Origin of the sequence: Maritimibacter fusiformis (assembly GCF_008086115.1) — a bacterium.
In the GTDB taxonomy this organism is placed as follows: domain Bacteria; phylum Pseudomonadota; class Alphaproteobacteria; order Rhodobacterales; family Rhodobacteraceae; genus Muriiphilus; species Muriiphilus fusiformis.
The window spans coordinates 375,244-393,223 of the sequence record NZ_VSIY01000004.1 but is presented as its reverse complement, the minus strand read 5'-3'; the positions used below and the strand labels follow the sequence as shown (position 1 = coordinate 393,223).

The following is a 17,980-nucleotide window of genomic DNA, read 5'->3' as shown; positions in this document are numbered from 1 at the left end:
GGTCGCCTTCTCAAACGGCGGTTCCGCAGTGAGGAGAGAGCAGTGTTTCATCCGATTCAACGGCGTCTCGGCCGCGCGATGGTCTATGGCCTGGCCGCGCTGACGTTCGCGTCCTTTGCCGTATTCTCGACCGAAGCCGCCGCCGAGGCCACCGGCACGTCCACCACGACCGGCAGCGGGTCCTACATTTGCACGCCGGCCGGGTTCGGCAGCAAATCACGGTGCTTCCCGCGCTGACATCGTCTGCCTGGCGCGTCGCGGATCGGCCCGCGAGGGTCGGCGCGATGTGACTGACAGGACGGGCGTTCGAGCGGGGCGAACCGGCAATCATGGCTGGTTTTCAATGGCTTGGTCGTGATAGAGCCATGCGCCGAAAAGGTGTCGCGAGTCAGGGCGTCACGAGCGGGCCGTCGGCATCATGCTGGGCGGGATATCCGAAACGTCCTGTCCGGTCGGCGCACCGCCTGAGGCAGGCCCGGATCGAAGTCGTGCCGGGCCCGTGCCCGGCGCGGTCACGGCGCCGCCGGAACGAATGTCTCTCACCCCCTCGAAATCCGCGCGCGACCCACTCCGGCTCAACCGGGCTTGCGGCGCCGCGCCTCGATCGCCTGCCAGATCTTTTCGGCCACGTTGGTCCCGTCGAAGCGCTCAAGCTCCTGGATGCCGGTCGGTGAGGTCAGGTTGATCTCGGTCAGCCAGTCGCCGATCACGTCGATGCCGACGAAGATCTGCCCCTTTTCGCGCAGAAGCGGGCCGATCGCCGCGCAGATCTCGCGGTCACGCTCGCTCAGCCCGATCTTTTCCGGTCGTCCGCCCACATGCATGTTCGAGCGCGTCTCGCCCGCCGCCGGCACCCGGTTGATCGCGCCCACCGGCTCGCCGTCGACCAGGATGATGCGCTTGTCGCCCTTGGCCACCGCCGGCAGGAACTTCTGCGCGATCAGCGGCTCACGGTTCATGCCGGTGAACAGCTCGTGCAAGCTGGCCAGGTTGCGGTCATTGGGGTCGAGGCGGAACACCCCGGCGCCGCCGTTGCCATAGAGCGGCTTGAGGATGATGTCGCCGTGTTCATGCTTGAAGGCACGCAGCGAGGACAGATCGCGCGCGATCATCGTCGGCGGCGTCAGGTCGGGGAGTCGCAGCACCAGCAGTTTTTCGGGGTAGTTGCGCACCCAGAACGGATCGTTCACCACCATGGTCTGCGGGTGGATCATGTCGAGCAGGTGGGTGGTGGTGATATAGCCCATGTCGAACGGCGGGTCCTGGCGCAGCCAGACCACGTCGAAATCGGCCAGGTCGACCTCCTGCTCATCCCCCAGCGTGAAGTGATCGCCACGCACCCGCCGCACCGTCAGCGGCCAGCCGCGCGCGCACACGCGGCCCTCGCGGTATGACAGCCGGTCGGGCGTATAATAAAACAGCTCATGCCCGCGCGCCTGCGCCTCTTCGGCGATGCGAAAGCTCGAATCGGCGTCGATGTCGATCGGCCCGATCGGGTCCATCTGGATGGCGACTTTGAGGCTCATGGGTGTCTCCCGGCTGATGTCGCCTCTACATGGCGCGGGATCGCGGCAAGGGCAATGGTCAGGCCCAGGCGTTTTCGAGGATTTCCAGCCGCCCGGCCCCGTCCACCAGTGCCACGTCAAAGCGCAGATCGGTGAGTTGGCCCTTTGGCGCGGTGGCGGCGAACTCCGAGGCCGCGCCGTAGATGCGGGCAAGCTGCGCCCGGGTCAGCCGGGCCGCAGCCCGCGCGAAATCGCGCGCCTTCTTGACCTCGACCACGATGAACCCGTCGCCATCCTCGAGCACCAGATCAAGCTCACCGCGCGAGCCGCGCCAGCGCCGGGCCGCAACCCGGTGGCCGCGCCGCGCGTAATCCGCCGCGACACTGTCCTCGGCCGCCATCCCGGCCAGATACGAGGTCTTTCCGCTCATCCATCCTTCTCCATTTCCAGCGCCGCCTGGTAGACCTTGCGGCGCGGCAATCCGTAAGCCTCGGCAACCGTTGCCGCGGCATCCTTCAGGCTCATCCCCGCCATCGCGCGGCGCAACGCGGCCTCCATCGTTTCATCCGTCGTGACCGCCTTGGCCCGGTCGATCAGCACCACGACCTCGCCCTTCAAATCGCGCCCGGCCAGGTCATCGTGAAGCGCGCCGATGGTCCCGCGCAAGACCTCTTCGAACTTCTTGGTTAGCTCGCGGCACACCGCCGCCTGTCTGTCACCTGCGCCAATCTCGCACAAATCAGCAAATAATTCCCTAACGCGCCGCGGGCTTTCGTAGATCACCAGCGTCGCCGGCACCTCCAGCAGCTCCTGCAGCCAGCTTCGCCTTGCCGATTTCGCCGCCGGCGCGAAGCCCGCGAACAGGAACCGGTCCGAGGGCAGTCCCGACAGGCTGAGCGCGGTCAGGACCGCCGAAGCCCCCGGCGCCGCCGTCACCATGTGCCCGGCCGCGCCGATCTCGCGCGCCAGCGCAAAGCCCGGGTCGGCCACCAGCGGCGTTCCGGCTTCGCTGACATAGGCGACGGATTTGCCCTCTCCGATCAGCTTGGCGATACCGGCCCGGCCATTCGGCCCGGAGTGATCGTGATAGGCGATGAGCGGGCGTTTGCCGAGTGCGACGCCGTGGATCTCCATCAGCTTGCGCGCGGTGCGGGTGTCTTCCGCCGCGATCACGTCGGCTTTTGCCAGGATATCCAGCGCGCGCAAGGTGATGTCGCGGGCGTTGCCGATCGGGGTGGCGACGAGGTAGAGACCTGCGGCCAGGTCGGATGGATCGGGCATCTGGGGTAGACCTGTTCAGCGTGGCGTTTATAGTGCAACCCTCTTTACAGGGGCGAGTCTCGCCCCCTGTCCGGCGTGGAACAAAAGGATTTTGGTATGTTTGCGTTTTTCAGCTCTGCCCGCAAGCGCGCAGGGGCGATCGTCGCCCTTCTGTCGGTGTTGTGGCTCGCGGCCTGCGGTGGCGGGCTTGGCGGGATGAACGCGAGCGGACCGCGCATCGACACCTCGCGGCCGGTGCCGGTGGCGCTTCTGGTGCCCGGCGGGTCGGGCAATGCGGCCGACGATTCGCTGGCGATCGCGCTGGAAAACGCCGCCCGGCTGGCGATGGCCGAACTGGACGGGGTCAGCATCGACCTGCGCGTCTACAACACCGCCGGCAACGCCACCCAGGCAGGCACCATTGCGCGCGAAGCGGTGGGCGACGGCGCCAAGGTGATCCTCGGCCCGGTCTACAGCCAGAGCGCCGCGACCGCCGGCATCGCCGCCGCCGCGCGCGGTGTGAACGTGCTGGCCTTTTCCAACAACCCGGGCGTCGCGGGCAACAACGTGTTCATCCTGGGCAACACCTTCCAGAGCACCGCCGATCGGCTGACGCGGTTTGCCGCGCTGCAGGGCAAGGGCAAGATCCTCGTTGTCCACGGCGAAAACGCCGCGGAATCGCTGGGGCGCGATTCGATCCTGCGCGCCATCCAGTCGACGCCTGGGGCGGAACTGGCCGGGGTCGTCGGCTTCGAGGTGTCGCAGACCGGCGTGATCAACAAGGTGCGCGACATCGCGGATGCCGTGCGCTCGTCCGGGGCGCAGACGATCTTTCTGACCTCGGGCACCGACGGCGCGCTGCCCTACCTGGCCGGGCTGTTGCCGGAGAACGGTGTCGATCCGGCCAAGATCCAGTTCGCCGGGCTGCAACGCTGGGACGTGCCCTTGTCGGCACGCACCCTGCCCGGCCTGCAAGGCGGCTGGTTCGCGCTGCCCGATCCGGGGCTGGCGGAACAGTTCCGCACCCGCTACCTCGCCGCTTACGGCGAAAGCCCGCACCCGATCGCGGGGCTGGCCTATGACGGCATCGCGGCGATCGGCGCGCTGGTCAAGGCCGGCAAGGCCGATGCGCTGACCGGCGCCGCCCTGACCCAGAGCCAAGGCTTCATCGGGGTGAACGGGGTGTTCCGCCTGCTCGCGGACGGCACCAACGAGCGCGGCCTTGCGGTGGCGGAGATCCAGAACAAGGAAGTGGTCGTGGTCGACCCCGCGCCCAGAAGTTTCGCCGGTGCCGGATTCTGATCCGGGGCCACGAGACCCCGCCGCGCCCGACGGGCTGATCTGCCCGCCCGAGGCGATTTTCGACCGAAACGCGGTGCGCGCCGAGATCGAGGCGCGCACCGGCGACGACAGCGACGCCGCCGCCCTGCGCGCGGCCACGGTCGCGGTGCTGCGCGACGCGCTCGACCGGGGCCGGGATGCGATTGCCGCGGCGCTGGCCGAGGCCCCGCTCAGGGCGCATCCGGCGATCCGGTCCTATGCCTTTCTGACCGATTGCGTGGTGCAGAGCGTCTTCGAGGTCGCCACCACCCGCCTGCACCGCGCCGGCAACCCGACCGCCAGCGAGCGCCTGGCACTGCTTGCGGTCGGCGGCTATGGCCGCTTCGAGATGGCGCCGCACTCGGATGTCGATCTGCTGTTCCTGGTGCCCTACAAGGTGCCCGCCTGGGCCGAGAGCGTGATCGAGTCGATGCTCTACATGTTGTGGGATCTGCGCCTCAAGGTCGGGCATTCGGCGCGCTCGACCGAGGATTGCCTGCGGCTGGGGCGTGACGACATCACCATCCGCACCGCGCTTCTGGAACAGCGCTTCATCTGCGGCGACGAGGGCCTGGCCGACGAGTTGAACGCGCGGCTGTGGACCGAGCTGTTCAGGGGCACGGGGGGCGAGTTCCTCGAGGCCAAGCTGGCCGAACGCGCCGCCCGCCACGAGCGGCAGGGGGGCCAGCGCTACGTGGTCGAACCCAACGTGAAAGAGGGCAAGGGGGGGCTTCGCGACCTGCAGACGCTGTTCTGGGTCGGCAAATACCTGCACCGGGTCGAACGCGCCGCCGACCTTGCCCGGCTAAGGATGTTCCGGCCCGAGGAATACGAGACCTTTCGCACCGCCGACGAGTTCCTGTGGGCGGTGCGCTGCCAGCTTCACCTGATCACCGGGCGGGCGATGGACCAGTTGACCTTCGACCTTCAGGTCGAGGTGGCGGACCGGTTGGGCTATGCCGACAAGGGCGGGCGGCGCGGGGTCGAGCATTTCATGCAAGACTATTTCCGCGAGGCCACGGCCGTGGGGGAACTCACGCGGATCTTCCTCAGCCAGCTCGAGGCCGCGCATATGCGCACCGCGCCGCGCCTTGCGGGCCTGTTCAAGCGCCGGCGCAAGCTGCGCGACGGCTTCAAGGTGGTTCAGGGCCGCATGACCTACACCAGCCAAAGGAAATTCCTGTCCGACAAGCTGAACCTGTTGCGCATCTTCGAGGAGGGCCTGCGCACCGGGCTGCTGATCCACCCGGACGCGATGCGGCTGGTGGTGGCGAATATCGACCTGATCGACGACGAGATGCGCGCCGACAAGGAGGCGACGCGGATCTTCCTCGACCTCTTGTTGAAACACGGCAACCCGGAACGCGCGCTGCGGCGGATGAACGAGCTGGGCGTGCTGGCCGCCTTCATCCCCGAGTTCGAGCCGATCGTGGCGATGATGCAGTTCAACATGTATCACAGCTACACGGTCGACGAGCACACCATCCAGTGCATCGCCGCCCTGGCCGAGATCGAGCGCGGCGAGCGGGTCGAAGACCTGCCGTTCTCCTCGCGCATCCTCAAGGAGGGTGTGAACCGCAAGGTGCTGTATGTCGCGCTGCTGTGCCATGACATCGGCAAGGGCCGGAACGAGGATCATTCCATCCTCGGCGCGCGGCTGGCGCGCGGCGTGGCCCGGCGGCTGGGGCTGTCGAAGGCCGATGTCGAAACCGTCGAATGGCTGGTGCGCTATCACCTGCTCATGTCCGACGTGGCGCAGAAACGCGACCTGTCGGACCCGCGCACGGTGCGCGGCTTTGCCAAGGCGGTAGGGTCGAAAAAGCGGCTGGACCTGCTGTTGGTGCTGACGGTCTGCGATATTCGCGGGGTCGGGCCGAACACCTGGAACAACTGGAAAGCGATGCTGCTGCGCGAGCTTTACGCGCAGACCAAGATCGCGCTGGAGGACGGGATCGAGGCGCTGTCGACGGGCGCGCGGGCCGACAAGGCGCGCCAGGCCCTGCGCGCGGCGCTGGAAGACTGGGACCGCAAGGCGCTGCGGCGCGAGACCGCGCGCCATTACGACCCCTATTGGCAGGGCATGTCGCTGGCCGAACACGTGGTTTTCGCCAACCTCCTGCGCGGCATCGCCGACGACGAGGTGCGCATCGACCTGACCCAGGACCCCGACCGCGACGCCACCCGCGCGGCGTTCGCGCTGGCCGATCACCCCGGCATCTTCTCGCGCCTCGCGGGCGCGCTGGCGCTGGTGGGCGCCAACGTGGTCGACGCGCGCACCTATACCTCGAAGGACGGCTATGCCACGGCGGTGTTCTGGGTGCAGGACCACCATGGCCACCCCTACGAGGAGGCGCGGCTGGGCCGGTTGCGCAACATGATCGAGCGCACCCTCAAGGGCGAGGTGATCGCGCGCGAGGCGATCCAGAGCCGGGACCGCGACAGCATCAGGAAACGCGAACGCGCCTTCAGGGTGGCGACCAACATCACCTTCGACAACGAAGGCTCGGAGATCTACACGATCATCGAGGTCGACACCCGCGACCGCCCCGGCCTGCTGTATGACCTGACCCGGACGCTGGCCAATGCCAACGTCTATATTGCCTCGGCGGTGATCGCGACCTATGGCGAACAGGTGGTCGATACCTTCTACGTCAAGGACATGTTCGGGTTGAAGTTTCACAGCGAGGCCAAGCAGAAGACGCTGGAGCGCAAGCTGCGCGAAGCGATCGAGACCGGCGTCGAACGGGCGACCGCCTGATGGCCGGGGTTCGCCTGGTGCGCGGTTTTCTGACGGTGGGCGGCTGGACGATGGCGTCGCGGCTGCTGGGCTTCGTGCGCGACATCGCGATCGCGGCCACCCTGGGGGCGGGCCCGGTGGCCGAGGCGTTCCTGATCGCGTTCTCATTGCCCAACATGTTCCGCCGCTTTTTCGCCGAGGGCGCGTTCAACATGGCGTTCATCCCGATGTTCGCCAAACGGGTCGAGGCGGGCACCGGCGCGCACGAATTCGCCCGCGACGCCTTTACCGGGCTGACCACGATCCTGATCGTCTTTACCCTCGTTGCGCAGGTGTTCATGCCGGTGCTGGTCCTGGCGATGGCCTCGGGGTTTCTGGAGGATGAGCGCTTCGGGCTGGCGGTGCTCTATGGCCGGATCGCGTTTCCCTACATTCTGTTCATCTCGCTGGCGGCCCTTCTGTCGGGCGTGCTGAACGCCACCGGGCGCTTTACCGCCGCCGCCGCCGCGCCGGTGCTCTTGAACGTGATCTTCATCACGGCGCTGACGGCAGGGGCCTGGCTGGGCTGGGACATGGGGCTGACGCTGGCCTGGTCGGTGCCCATCGCGGGGGTGGCGCAGATGGCGCTGGTGTGGGTTGCGGCCTCGCGCGCCGGGTATCGCCTGATCCCGCGCCGCCCGCGCATGACGCCGGAGTTGAAACGGCTGGCGATCATCGCCCTGCCGGCTGCGCTGGCCGGTGGCGTGGTGCAGGTCAACCTGTTGATCGGGCGGCAGGTGGCGAGCTTCTTCGACGGCGCGATCGCCTGGCTGAGCTATGCCGACCGCCTGTATCAACTGCCGCTGGGCGTGGTCGGCATCGCCATCGGCGTGGTGCTTCTGCCCGACCTGTCACGCCGCCTGCGGGCGGGCGACGAAGGCGGCGGGCGGCATTCGCTGTCGCGCGCCGGGGAAATGGCGCTGGCGCTGACGGTGCCCGCCTCGGTGGCGCTGATCGTCATTCCGATGCCGCTGGTGACGGTGCTGTTCCAGCGCGGCGCCTTCACCGCCGACGACGCCGCCGCCACCGCGCTGGCGGTGCAGATCTATGGCCTGGGCCTGCCCGCCTTCGTGCTGCAAAAGGTGCTGCAACCGGCCTATTTCGCGCGCGAAAACACCCGCACGCCGTTCTATTTCGCGCTGGGGTCGCTGGCGATCAACGCCGGCGTGGCGGTGGGGCTGGCGCCGCTCATCGGCTATATCGCCGCGGCCTTCGGCACCACGCTGGCGGGCTGGGGGATGGTGGCGATGCTGTGGATCGGCACCTGGCGGATGGGCGAGACCACGCGCTTCGACGCCCGCTTCTGGAAGCGGTTCTGGCGCATCGGGCTGGCGTCCTGGCTGATGGGCGGGGTGATCTGGGGGCTGGCGCTGCCCTTGGGCACGCTCTTTGGCACGGCGGGCGGCAATGCGCTGGCGCTGCTGATCCTGGTGGTTGCGGGCATGGCCAGCTACTTCGGGCTTGGCCATGCCCTTCACGCCTTCCGGATGTCGGATTTCCGCGACGCGTTTCGGCGTTAGTCGCCCTTGGCCGCGACCACGATCACCTCGAAGGTATAGCCCGGCGTCGCCAGCCGCGATTCGCCACAGGCGCGCGCGGGCGGGTTTTCCGGGTCGATCCAGGCATCGTAGACCGCGTTCATCGCCGCGAAATCGGCCATGTCGGCCAGCCAGATGGTGACCTGCAGGATGTGCGACTTGCTGCTGCCCAGATCGGCCAGGATGCGGTCGACCTTGGCCAGCGCGCTGCGGGTCTGCTCGGCGATGTCCGCACCTTCGGTGCCGACCTGGCCGGCGAGGTAGATGGTGTCGCCGTGGACAACGGCCTGGCTCATCCGGGCGCCGGGTTCGAAACGTGTGATGGTCATTTTCAGGTCTCCTTTTCAATCGGACGCAAGCCGCACCATTCGGAGATGAACAGCGCGATGGTCCTGGTGGTGTCCCGCATCGAGGCGAGATCGGTTCGTTCCTGCGGGGAATGGCTGCCTTCGCCGTGGCCGCCATAGCACAAGGTCGGGATGCCGTAATAGAGGTCGTATTGCCGTGTGTCCGAGGTGGCGGTCTGGCTGAAGGTCTCGAGCGGGGTGCCATGCACCGCCTCGTGGGCCGCCGCCAGCACCGCCTCGGCATCGCTGCCCGGTTCGAACACGTGGCCATCGGCCTGAAAGCCGATCCAGCTGATCACCGGCTCGATGGGCGCACCGCTGCGCCGGGCGGTCTGCATGATACACGCGGTCACTTCCGCACGCATCTCGGGCAGGGGCGTGCCGGGCAAAACGGAAATCCGGCACTCGATCTCGCACCAGGACGGCACCGAGCCCAGCCAGTCGCCGCCCCGGATCTTGCCCAGGCTGAACTTCACCGGGTTGTCGATATGGCCGAACCAGGGATGATCGCGCGCGCCTTCGTTGATCTCGGCGGTCAGCGCGCGCAGGTCGGTGACGTATTCATAGGCGGCAAGGTTCGCGTTGGCGTTGTCGTCGACCGTGGCCAGCACATGGCCGGGCCGCCCGAACACCCGCGCGCGCACCCAGACCGAACCAAGCTCGGCGCGCAGGAGCTTGCCGTCCATGCTTTCGGGGATCAGGCAGGCCTCGGCGTGGTAGCCGCGTTCCAGCGTCGCCAGCGCGCCGTTGCCGGTGCATTCCTCCTCGCAGACCGTCTGCACATGCACCCGCGCATCCGGCACGAAGCCGAGATCCCGCAGCGCATCCAGCGCGAATACCATCTCGGCCACGCCGACCTTCATGTCGTTGGTGCCGCGCCCGGACATCCAGCCGTCGCGGACCTGCGGCTCGAACGGCGGATGCGCCCACAGTTCGGGCGCGCCGGGCGGCACCACGTCGATATGGCCCTGCAAGATCAGGCTGCGCCCGCCGGGGTTTTCAACGTCATGGGTGGCGACGACGATCTTTGCCTTGGCGTAGTCCACATCCACCACCGGCGAAGCGCCGGGTTTTCCGTCGATATCGACCTCGGCGATGGTGAAGGCGTCGACCGACCAGCCGCGCCGGGCGAACTCGTCTGCCAGCCAATCCTGGCACGGGCCCTCGTTGCCGCGCGTGCTGTCGAACGAAACCAGTTTCGCCAGCCAGTCGATCTGTTCGCCGTGCAGTTCACCCAGCCGCGCGTCAAGCTGCGCGGCCAGGTCGTCGCGGCCCGGTATGCTCACCGCAGCTCTCCGGGCAGCAGCGCATCGGGGAAGTTCTGGTAGCTGACCGGGCGCAGGAAACGCCGGATCGCCATGGTCCCGACCGAGGTGCCGGCGAAGGTGGTGGCCGGGTATGGCCCGCCATGCACCATCGCGTCACAGACCTCGACCCCGGTGGGAAAGCCGTTGACCAGAAGCCGCCCGGCCTTGCGCTCCAGCACCGGCACCAGTGCGCGGGCATGGTCGGTGTCGGTCTCGTCCATGTGCAGGGTGGCGGTAAGCTGACCGGCCAGTGCGGCGGCGATGCGCCTCATCTCGTCCATGTCGGCGGCGCGCACGATGATGCCGAGGGGGCCGAACACCTCGTGGCTGAGGTCGGGGTGCGCCAGCCATTCGGCGCCGGTGGTCACGAACAGCGACGGCGCGGCGCTGCGGCCCTGGCAGGTTTTCGACAGCACCTCGTTGACCGCGCCATGCGACACCACCGCATCACGGCCCGCGCGGTAGGCATCGGCGATGCCGTCGGTCAGCATGGTCTGCGCGTCGATCCCCGCCAGCGCGGCGGCGGTGGCCTCGGTGAAGGCGTCGGCCCCTGCCCCATCGAGCACGATGGCGACGCCGGGATTGGTGCAGAACTGCCCCGCGCCCATCGTCAGCGACCCGGCCCAGCCCTCGCCCAGCGCGGCGGCGCGGGCCTCGGTGGCGGCGGGCAGAAGGAACATCGGGTTGATCGAGCCAAGCTCGCCGAAGAACGGGATCGGCTCGGGCCGGGCGGCGCAGAGATCGAACAGCGCCCGCCCGCCGCGCAGCGAGCCGGTAAAGCCCACCGCCCGGATCAGCGGGTGTTCGACCAGCGCCTTGCCGACCGCAAGCGATCCGCCATGCACCAGCGAGAACACGCCCGGGTGCAGGTCGCACTTGGCCGCTGCCGCCGTGATCGCCTCGGCCACCAGTTCGGCGGTGCCGGGATGGGCCTCGTGGCCCTTGACCACCACCGGGCAACCAGCGGCCAGCGCCGAGGCGGTGTCGCCGCCGGCGGTCGAGAAGGCCAGCGGGAAGTTCGATGCGCCGAACACCGCCACCGGCCCCAAGGGGCGCTGCACCAGCTTGAGGTCGGGGCGCGGCGCGGGCTGACGGTCGGGCTGGGCCGGATCGTGGCGCCGGTCGAGGTAGTCGCCCTTGCGGATGTGGCCCGCGAACATGCGAAGCTGTCCGGTGGTGCGCCCGCGCTCGCCCTCGAGCCTTGCGGCGGGCAGGCCGGTCTCGGCGCTGCCGATGGCGGTCAGGTCGGCGCCGCGCGCCTCGATCTCGTCGGCGATGGCCTCGAGAAAGCTGGCGCGGGTTTCGGTGTCGGTGTGGCCGTAGCTGGCGAAGGCGTCTTCCGCCGCCTTCACGGCGCGGTCGACCAGCGCCGGCGAGCCTGCGCTGAAGCGCTGCGCCGCGCCGTCGACCGGGGCCGAGGTGAAGTGGTCGTCGCCAGCCACGCGGGCGCCGGCGATGAGGTGTTTGCCGTGGGGAGTGTAGGTCATTGTCGCCTCCTGTTCGGGGGGTGTGTCATGTCACCGCCCGCCGCGGGGCTGCGGCGGGCGGGTCTGTCATCGGGTTGCGCCGGATCAGGCGTCGTAGCCATAGACCTCGCGCGCGCGCTCCGGCGTGAGATAGCCGTCGCGGATGTCGCGGGCGATGTCCTCGGGCGCGCGCTTGGCCGGGTCGCCGAAGCCGCCGCCGTTGGCGGTGACGACGCGGATCACGTCGCCGGTGTTGACCTCGACATTGGTGGCGAAGGAATAGCGTTCGCGGTTTCCATCGGTGCGGATCACCTCGACATAGTTGGTCGAGCCGTCAAGCCCGCCGTCGACGCCCCAGGGCGGGATGCGCGAACGGGTGTAGCCCAGCGACAGGAAGTTGTTGTCGGCGCGCACCCGGTAATGCACGTCGATGCCCTTGCCGCCGCGCCACTGGCCTTCGCCGCCGGGCTCGGCATTCAGCGCCACCTGGTCGACGGCCAGGCCATAGCGGGCTTCGGCCACCTCGGCGGGGCAGTTGAAGGTTTCGCCGTGAAAGCCCGAGAACTGGCCCGAGGGTCCGTCATTGCCCTGCCATGCGCCCCAGCCGCCCACCTGCGGTTCCACGATGGTGTAGTGGCGTCCGGTCTCGGGGTGCGGGCCGCCGACCACGGTGCCGCAGATCGAGGCGAAGTTGCCGGCCGGAACGACTCCGGGGAAATGATGCGCAAAGGCGCGCAGCAAAAGGTCGAACAGGCGGATTTCCACCTCGGAGTAATAGCCCAGCGCGCCCGGCTCCTCGACGTGGAAGATGGTGCCGGGCCTGGTCTTGACGGTCAGGGGGCGGAAAAAGCCGCCGTTGCCCGGCGCGTCCTGGTCGGTGAAGGACTTGAAGGCAAGCTGTGCCGCGATCTCGGTGCCCTCGCGCGACGAGTTGGACGATCCGGCCTGGGCCGGGTTGTCGCACAGATCGACGATGAACTCGTCCGGCGTGATGGTCAGCGCGACCTTGTGGATCTGGCCGGTGTCCTGTTCTTCCTCATAGGTATAGGTGCCCTTGGGCATCGCCTTGAGCGCGGCCCGCGCCCGGCGTTCGCCATGCTCCATGAAGGCCGTTACGGCGGCCTCGAAGGTGTCGGTGCCGTATTTCTTCACCAGCTCGAGGATGCGCCGCTCGCCGATCCGAAGCCCGGCGATGCCGGCCCAGAGGTCGCCGCGCAGAAAGTCGGGCAGGCGCGTGTTGACATAGAGGATATCGAACACCGCCTTGTTCTCGCGCCCTTCCTCGAACAGCTTGACCGCCGGGATGCGCACGCCTTCCTGGAAGATCTCGGTGGCATCCGACGACATCGAGCCGGGCACCATGCCGCCCACGTCGTTCCAGTGGGCGATGTTGGAGACCCAGGCGATCAGCCGCCCCTCGGAAAACACCGGCGCGGCCAGCACCATGTCGTTGAGATGGGTGACGCCGCCGTAATAGGGATCGTTGGTGGCATATAGGTCGCCGGGGCGGATCGTGTCGAGCGGGAATTTCTCGAGGATGCCGTGGATCGCCTTGTCGAGCACGCCGATGAAGGCAGGGATGCCCGCGCCCACCGCGGCGATCTCGCCGTTGGGGTCGAGGATCGAGGTCGACAGGTCGAGCACCTCGTAGATGATCGCGCTCATCGAGGTCTTGCGCTGCGCCACGAACATCTCGTCCGCCACCGCCTGAAGCGCGTTCTGGATGATGTCGAAGGTGACGGGATCGTATGTGATCTGGTCTTGCGTGGTCATGGTTCAGCCCCGGATTTCGATGTGGATGTTGCCGAAGTCGTCAATGCTGACGTGATTGCCCGGATGCACGACGACGGTGGTGCCCGCGTCCTCGATGATCGCCGGGCCGTCGAAGGTCATGCCGGGCTCCAGCCGGTCGCCGTCATAGACGTCGGCCTCGTGGCTGCCCTCGGTGGCATAGTCGACCATGCGCCTGCCCTTGGTGGCATCGGCCAGCGTCGCGCCGGTTTTCGGCAGCGGCACGATCTCGAGCTTGCCGACCTCGCTGGAGGCGATCAGGTGGATGCCGGTGACCTCGACCGCGGCATCCAGCGTGTAGGTGTATTCGCGCTCATAGTTGACGTGGAACTGGGCGATCATGTCGCGCACCGTGTCCTCGGTCACGGGACCGGCGGGGATCTGCACCTCGACGCCGAATTCCTGGTTCTGGTAGCGGCAGCGGATCTGCGGCACTAGGGTCACCGCGTCGCGCGCGATGCCCTCGCGGGCGAACTCGTCGCGCGCCAGTTCCATGGTGTGGTTGAGCAGGTCGTCGAGGCTTTTTGCATCGTCGGCATCCTGCAGGCGGGTGACGAAGTAGTCGCGGCGCAGGTCCGACATCATCATGCCCCAGGCCGAGAACACCGGCGCGCCGCGCGGCACCACCACCTTCTTGACGCCCAGTTCGCGGCCCAGCGCGACGCCGTGCATCGGGCCGCCGCCGCCGAACACCACCAGGGTGAAGTCGCGCGGGTCATAGCCGCGGTTGACCGACACCAGCTTGAGCGCGTTGACCATGTTGGAGTTGGCGATGCGCACGATGCCGCGGGCGGCCTCGACGGGCGACACCTCCAGCTTGTCGGCCAGTTTGGCCAGCGCGGAGTCGAGCGCCTCGGTGTCGGCCTCGACGGTGCCGCCGCAGAAGTAGTCCTTGTTGATCCGGCCCAGCGCCAGGTTGGCGTCGGTGGTCGTGACCTCGGTGCCGCCGCGCCCATAGGCGACAGGGCCGGGCATGGCGCCCGCCGATTGCGGGCCGACGTGCATCTTGCCGAAATCGTCAACCCAGGCGATCGAGCCGCCGCCGTTGCCGATCTCGACCAGGTCGATCACCGGCACCATGATCGGATAGCCCGCCGAGCGCGCGTTGCGCTCGATCCAGTAGTCGGTCTTGACTGCCGCCTGCCCGTTCTCGATCAGCGAGCATTTCGCGGTGGTGCCGCCGATGTCCAGCGCCAGGATGTTCGGCTCGCCGATGATCCGGCCCAGTTCCGCCGCCCCCCAGAAACCCGAGGCGGGGCCGCTTTCGACCATGGTGATCGGCACCGCCTTGGTCGCCTCCAGCGAGTCGACGCCGCAGTTGGACTGCATGATGAAGAGCTGGCCCTTGTAGCCCTTCTCGGTCATACCCGCTTCGAGCTTTTCGAGGTAACGCTGCGCCTTGGGCTGCACGTAGGCCGACAGGATGGTGGTGTTGGTGCGCTCGTATTCGCGCCATTCGCGGGTGATCTGGTGCGAGGCGACCACGGTGACCTCGGGCCAGCGCGCCTTGACCGCCTCGGCCAGCGCGACCTCGTGGTCGGTGTTGGCATAGGCGTGCAAGAGGCAGATCGCCACCGCCTCGACCCCTTCTTCGCGAAACAGCGCCAGGGTTTCGTCCAGCGTGGAAAGGTCCAGCGGCGCAACCTCGTTGCCCTGGTAATCCATCCGGCCCCCGACCTCGTGGCGCAGGTAGCGCGGCACGAAGGGGGGCGGCTTCTTATACATCAGGTTGAAGAAATCGGGGCGGTTGCCGCGCCCGATCTCGATCGAGTCGCGAAAGCCACGGGTGGTGATCAGCCCGACCTTGGCGCCCTTGCGCTCGGTCAGGGCGTTGATCACGACGGTGGTGCCATGGGCGAACATATCGACCTTGCCGACATCGACCTTGCCGACATCGAGCACGTTCAGCACGCCTTTCTCGAAATCCGGCGGGGTGGTGTCGGACTTGGCAGTGCGCACGGTCTGGATGCCGGTGGCGGCATCGGTTTCGAAATAGACGAGGTCGGTGAAGGTGCCGCCGACATCGGTCGACACCCGGGTGATGGTTTCAGCCATGACAAGCCTTTCGCAGGTCGGGGCCAGCGGGCGATGCCGCCGGTTGTGGGTGAGAGGGCGCGCGGGCACCAGGACCCGCGCGGATGTTCAGGTGCCGGTCAGCGGCGCGAGGCCGAGGCGGCAAGCGCCACCGCGATCACGATGATCACGCCGGTGGTCAGATCCTTGAAGAACGGGTTGACGTTGAGGATGTTGAAGCCGTTGCCGATCAGCGCGATCAGCAACACGCCGGACACCGACCGCCACACCGCGCCCGAGCCGCCCATGATCGAGGTGCCGCCCAGGATCACCGCCGCGATCGCCTCAAGCTCCATGCCGGCGCCGGCCTGCGGTTCGGCCATCGAGATGCGCGACACCGCGATCACCCCCGCCAGACCGGCCGCGCCGCCGGTCAGGCAGAAGGTCATGATCTTGACCAGGTTGGTGCGGACGCCCGACAGAAGCGCCGCCTCTTCGTTGCCGCCGACGGCAAAGACCTTGCGCCCGAAGGTGGTGCGGTTGAGCAGGAACATCATCAGCAGCATGAACAGCAGGAACACGATCACCGCGACGTTGACCATGCCGATCCGCTCGCGCCCCAGCCACGAGAACTCGGCAATGCGCACCGGGATCAGCGCGCCGCCGGTGATCAGGATGGCGATGCCGCGATAGACCAGGCTGGTGGCCAGCGTCACGAGGAACGAATGCACCCCGAAGCCGGTGATGATGATGCCGTTGATCGCGCCCAGGACGAGGCCGATCATCGGCCCCGCGATGATCGCCAGATAAGGGTCGACGTTGACCGCGAGCCAGCCCGCCGAGACCGAGGCGACCCCGAAGATCGCGCCGGTCGACAGATCGAACCCGCCGCCGATGATCACCAGCGTCAGCGCACAGGCGATGATCGCCAGCGGGGCCGACTGGTTGAGGATGTTGAGCAGGTTGCGGGCGGTGAAGAAGCTGTCGGAGGCAAAACTCAGCCCGATCAGCAAGGCGACGATGATGATCAGAACGCCGTATTGCTGGGCGAAATGGCCTATTCTCGCGCCGGTGATGCGGGGCGCGATCTTGCCGGGCATATTCATATCGGTCATGCGTTGACCCCTTTTTCGCTGGTCTCGTTTGCGCTTTGCTGGTGGAAGATGCGGTTCAGCGCCTGTTCCACGCCCAGATCGGCGCTGTTCTCTTCGGCAAAGATGCGGCCCTCGCTCATCAGGTAGCCGCGATGCGACAGGTTGATGACTTCCTCGATCTCGGACGAAATCAGCAGGATGCCGACGCCGGAGGCGGCCATCTCGACGATGAACTCGTGAATGCGCTGGCGCGCGCCGATGTCGACGCCGCGGCTGGGCTCGTCGAGGATCAGGAGTTTCGGGCGCTCCACCGCCCATTTCGACAACAGCACCTTTTGCTGGTTGCCGCCGGAGTAATAGGCGACCTCGCCGTCGACGCGGCCCGGGGTGATGCCGAAATGCTCGACCATCCGGCGCACCCGCTGGCGTTCGGCGCGGGGCTTGAGGATGCCAAGGCCCGCGATGTTGTCGAGGGTGGCGAGGCTGACGTTGGGCCGGGTGGTCTGGGTCAGGACAAGCCCCTGCTTGCGCCGGTCCTCGGGCACCAGCGCCACGCCGCGTTTCACCGCCTTGTGGATGGTCAACCCGGTCTGCACCTCGCCTTCGAGCAGGTAGCTGCCCGACAGGATGCGGTCGGCGCCGAACAGGGCATGGCCGATCTCGGTGCGCCCGGACCCGACCAGGCCGATCAGCCCGACCACCTCTCCGGGTCGGATGGTGAGCGAAATGTCCTTCAGCCCGGTCTGGGTGTAGACATTGCGCAACTCGGCAACCGGCGGCGTGTCGGCGGGCGGCGGCGGTGGAAGCTCGGGCCAGATGATCTCGGAGGCCTTGCCCAGCATCGAATCGACCAGCGATTGCTTGGTCTCGCCGGCGATCGGGTCGGTGCGGATCACCTGCCCGTCGCGCATCACCGTCACCCGGTCGCAGTTGGCGATGATATGGTCGAGGAAGTGGCTGACGTAGATGATCGTGGTGCCCTGGGCCTTGAGCCGGGCGATCAGGGCGTGCAGCCGGTCGGCCTCGTCCTCGGTCAGCGACGATGTCGGCTCGTCCATGATGATGATGCGCGCCTCGCGGGCCACGGCGCGCATGATTTCGACTTTCTGGCGCTCCGCGATCCGCAGCCGTGCCACCCTGGCGTTCGGATCGAGACCGAACTGGCAGGTTTTCTCAAGCTCATAGAACCGGGTCAGGTCGCCCTTGAGCAGGACGCCCGCGCGCTGCGTTTCCAGCCCGAGAAAGACGTTCTGCAGCACGGTGAGTTCGGGGACGAGCTGAAGCTCCTGGTGGATCATCGCCACCCCGCGCATGAGCGCGTCGCGCGGCGAAAACTTGGTCACCCGGTCGCCGAATATTTCGACCGTGCCCTCGTCGGCGGAATAATAGCCGCCGATGATCTTGCCGACGCTCGACTTGCCGGCGCCGTTTTCGCCGACCAGCGCGTGCACCGAGCCTGCATGAAAATCAATCGTGATGTCGTTCAGGATGCGGGTGTTGCCGAAGCTCTTGGCAACGCCTTCAACGCGAACAGCGATGTCGGTCGGGGTCATGGCCGTCCTT

Annotated in this window: 14 protein-coding genes; 4 read left to right on the top strand and 10 right to left on the bottom strand. The window is 67.6% G+C overall.

The genetic code is table 11. The features are described from left to right. Positions 1-42: 42 nt before the first annotated feature. Positions 43-237 carry a hypothetical protein gene (locus tag FVF75_RS05990; protein WP_148377035.1) on the top strand — a complete coding sequence of 65 codons (195 nt, stop codon included), beginning with the start codon at positions 43-45 and terminating at the stop codon, positions 235-237. Positions 238-575: 338 nt separating this feature from the next. On the opposite strand, the gene gshB is transcribed toward FVF75_RS05990, so the two are convergent. From gshB to rsmI, 3 genes are read right to left on the bottom strand one after another with little or no spacing between them, the layout of a single operon-like run. Then, a complete protein-coding gene (gene gshB, locus FVF75_RS05985; RefSeq protein ID WP_148377034.1) occupies positions 576-1,526 on the bottom strand; it encodes a glutathione synthase in 951 nt (316 codons plus the stop codon). Between the two features lie 58 nt (positions 1,527-1,584). Beyond that, positions 1,585-1,935: a YraN family protein gene (locus tag FVF75_RS05980; RefSeq protein WP_148377033.1), complete on the bottom strand. Its 351-nt coding sequence runs from the start codon at positions 1,933-1,935 to the stop codon at positions 1,585-1,587. After that, on the bottom strand, positions 1,932-2,786 hold the full coding sequence (gene rsmI / locus FVF75_RS05975; RefSeq protein ID WP_148377032.1) for a 16S rRNA (cytidine(1402)-2'-O)-methyltransferase: 855 nt from the start codon (positions 2,784-2,786) through the stop codon (positions 1,932-1,934). Before rsmI ends, FVF75_RS05980 begins: the two co-directional genes overlap by 4 nt. Positions 2,787-2,882: 96 nt before the next feature. On the opposite strand from rsmI, the gene FVF75_RS05970 reads away from it, so the two are divergent. From FVF75_RS05970 to murJ, 3 genes are read left to right on the top strand one after another with little or no spacing between them, the layout of a single operon-like run. Continuing rightward, on the top strand, positions 2,883-4,067 hold the full coding sequence (locus tag FVF75_RS05970; RefSeq protein WP_148377031.1) for a penicillin-binding protein activator: 1,185 nt from the start codon (positions 2,883-2,885) through the stop codon (positions 4,065-4,067). Next, entirely contained in the window at positions 4,054-6,843 is a 2,790-nt protein-coding gene (locus FVF75_RS05965; protein ID WP_148377030.1) for a [protein-PII] uridylyltransferase, read from the top strand. Before FVF75_RS05970 ends, FVF75_RS05965 begins: the two co-directional genes overlap by 14 nt. Further along, positions 6,843-8,381, top strand: coding sequence for a murein biosynthesis integral membrane protein MurJ (murJ, locus tag FVF75_RS05960; RefSeq protein ID WP_148377029.1), 1,539 nt, complete (start codon positions 6,843-6,845; stop codon positions 8,379-8,381). Before FVF75_RS05965 ends, murJ begins: the two co-directional genes overlap by 1 nt. On the opposite strand, the gene FVF75_RS05955 is transcribed toward murJ, so the two are convergent. The 7 genes from FVF75_RS05955 to FVF75_RS05925 form a co-directional block, all read right to left on the bottom strand. After that, the gene (locus FVF75_RS05955; RefSeq protein ID WP_148377028.1) at positions 8,378-8,728 is read right to left on the bottom strand and encodes a RidA family protein; all 351 of its coding nucleotides are present in this window, start codon (positions 8,726-8,728) and stop codon (positions 8,378-8,380) included. The two genes, murJ and FVF75_RS05955, sit on opposite strands and share 4 nt — an antisense overlap. Positions 8,729-8,730: 2 nt before the next feature. Further along, on the bottom strand, positions 8,731-10,032 hold the full coding sequence (locus FVF75_RS05950) for an ArgE/DapE family deacylase (protein ID WP_222861197.1): 1,302 nt from the start codon (positions 10,030-10,032) through the stop codon (positions 8,731-8,733). Beyond that, positions 10,029-11,540, bottom strand: coding sequence for an aldehyde dehydrogenase (NADP(+)) (locus FVF75_RS05945; RefSeq protein WP_148377027.1), 1,512 nt, complete (start codon positions 11,538-11,540; stop codon positions 10,029-10,031). Before FVF75_RS05945 ends, FVF75_RS05950 begins: the two co-directional genes overlap by 4 nt. An 84-nt stretch (positions 11,541-11,624) precedes the next feature. Further along, entirely contained in the window at positions 11,625-13,292 is a 1,668-nt protein-coding gene (locus tag FVF75_RS05940) for a hydantoinase B/oxoprolinase family protein (RefSeq protein WP_148377026.1), read from the bottom strand. Between the two features lie 3 nt (positions 13,293-13,295). Then, the gene (locus FVF75_RS05935) at positions 13,296-15,365 is read right to left on the bottom strand and encodes a hydantoinase/oxoprolinase family protein (RefSeq protein ID WP_148377025.1); all 2,070 of its coding nucleotides are present in this window, start codon (positions 15,363-15,365) and stop codon (positions 13,296-13,298) included. A 98-nt stretch (positions 15,366-15,463) separates the two neighbouring features. Further along, complete coding sequence (locus FVF75_RS05930; protein WP_217353127.1) at positions 15,464-16,438, bottom strand: ABC transporter permease; 975 nt, start codon at positions 16,436-16,438, stop codon at positions 15,464-15,466. Then, positions 16,435-17,970: a sugar ABC transporter ATP-binding protein gene (locus tag FVF75_RS05925; RefSeq protein WP_148377024.1), complete on the bottom strand. Its 1,536-nt coding sequence runs from the start codon at positions 17,968-17,970 to the stop codon at positions 16,435-16,437. Before FVF75_RS05925 ends, FVF75_RS05930 begins: the two co-directional genes overlap by 4 nt. Positions 17,971-17,980: the final 10 nt, after the last annotated feature.

Coding starts and splice junctions, on each gene's coding strand:
- gshB (WP_148377034.1), bottom strand. CDS start 1,526: ATGAGCCTCAAAGTCGCCATCCAGATGGACCCGATCGGGCCGATCGAC.
- FVF75_RS05980 (WP_148377033.1), bottom strand. CDS start 1,935: ATGAGCGGAAAGACCTCGTATCTGGCCGGGATGGCGGCCGAGGACAGT.
- rsmI (WP_148377032.1), bottom strand. CDS start 2,786: ATGCCCGATCCATCCGACCTGGCCGCAGGTCTCTACCTCGTCGCCACC.
- FVF75_RS05970 (WP_148377031.1), top strand. CDS start 2,883: ATGTTTGCGTTTTTCAGCTCTGCCCGCAAGCGCGCAGGGGCGATCGTC.
- murJ (WP_148377029.1), top strand. CDS start 6,843: ATGGCCGGGGTTCGCCTGGTGCGCGGTTTTCTGACGGTGGGCGGCTGG.
- FVF75_RS05955 (WP_148377028.1), bottom strand. CDS start 8,728: ATGACCATCACACGTTTCGAACCCGGCGCCCGGATGAGCCAGGCCGTT.
- FVF75_RS05945 (WP_148377027.1), bottom strand. CDS start 11,540: ATGACCTACACTCCCCACGGCAAACACCTCATCGCCGGCGCCCGCGTG.
- FVF75_RS05940 (WP_148377026.1), bottom strand. CDS start 13,292: ATGACCACGCAAGACCAGATCACATACGATCCCGTCACCTTCGACATC.
- FVF75_RS05935 (WP_148377025.1), bottom strand. CDS start 15,365: ATGGCTGAAACCATCACCCGGGTGTCGACCGATGTCGGCGGCACCTTC.
- FVF75_RS05930 (WP_217353127.1), bottom strand. CDS start 16,438: ATGACCGATATGAATATGCCCGGCAAGATCGCGCCCCGCATCACCGGC.
- FVF75_RS05925 (WP_148377024.1), bottom strand. CDS start 17,970: ATGACCCCGACCGACATCGCTGTTCGCGTTGAAGGCGTTGCCAAGAGC.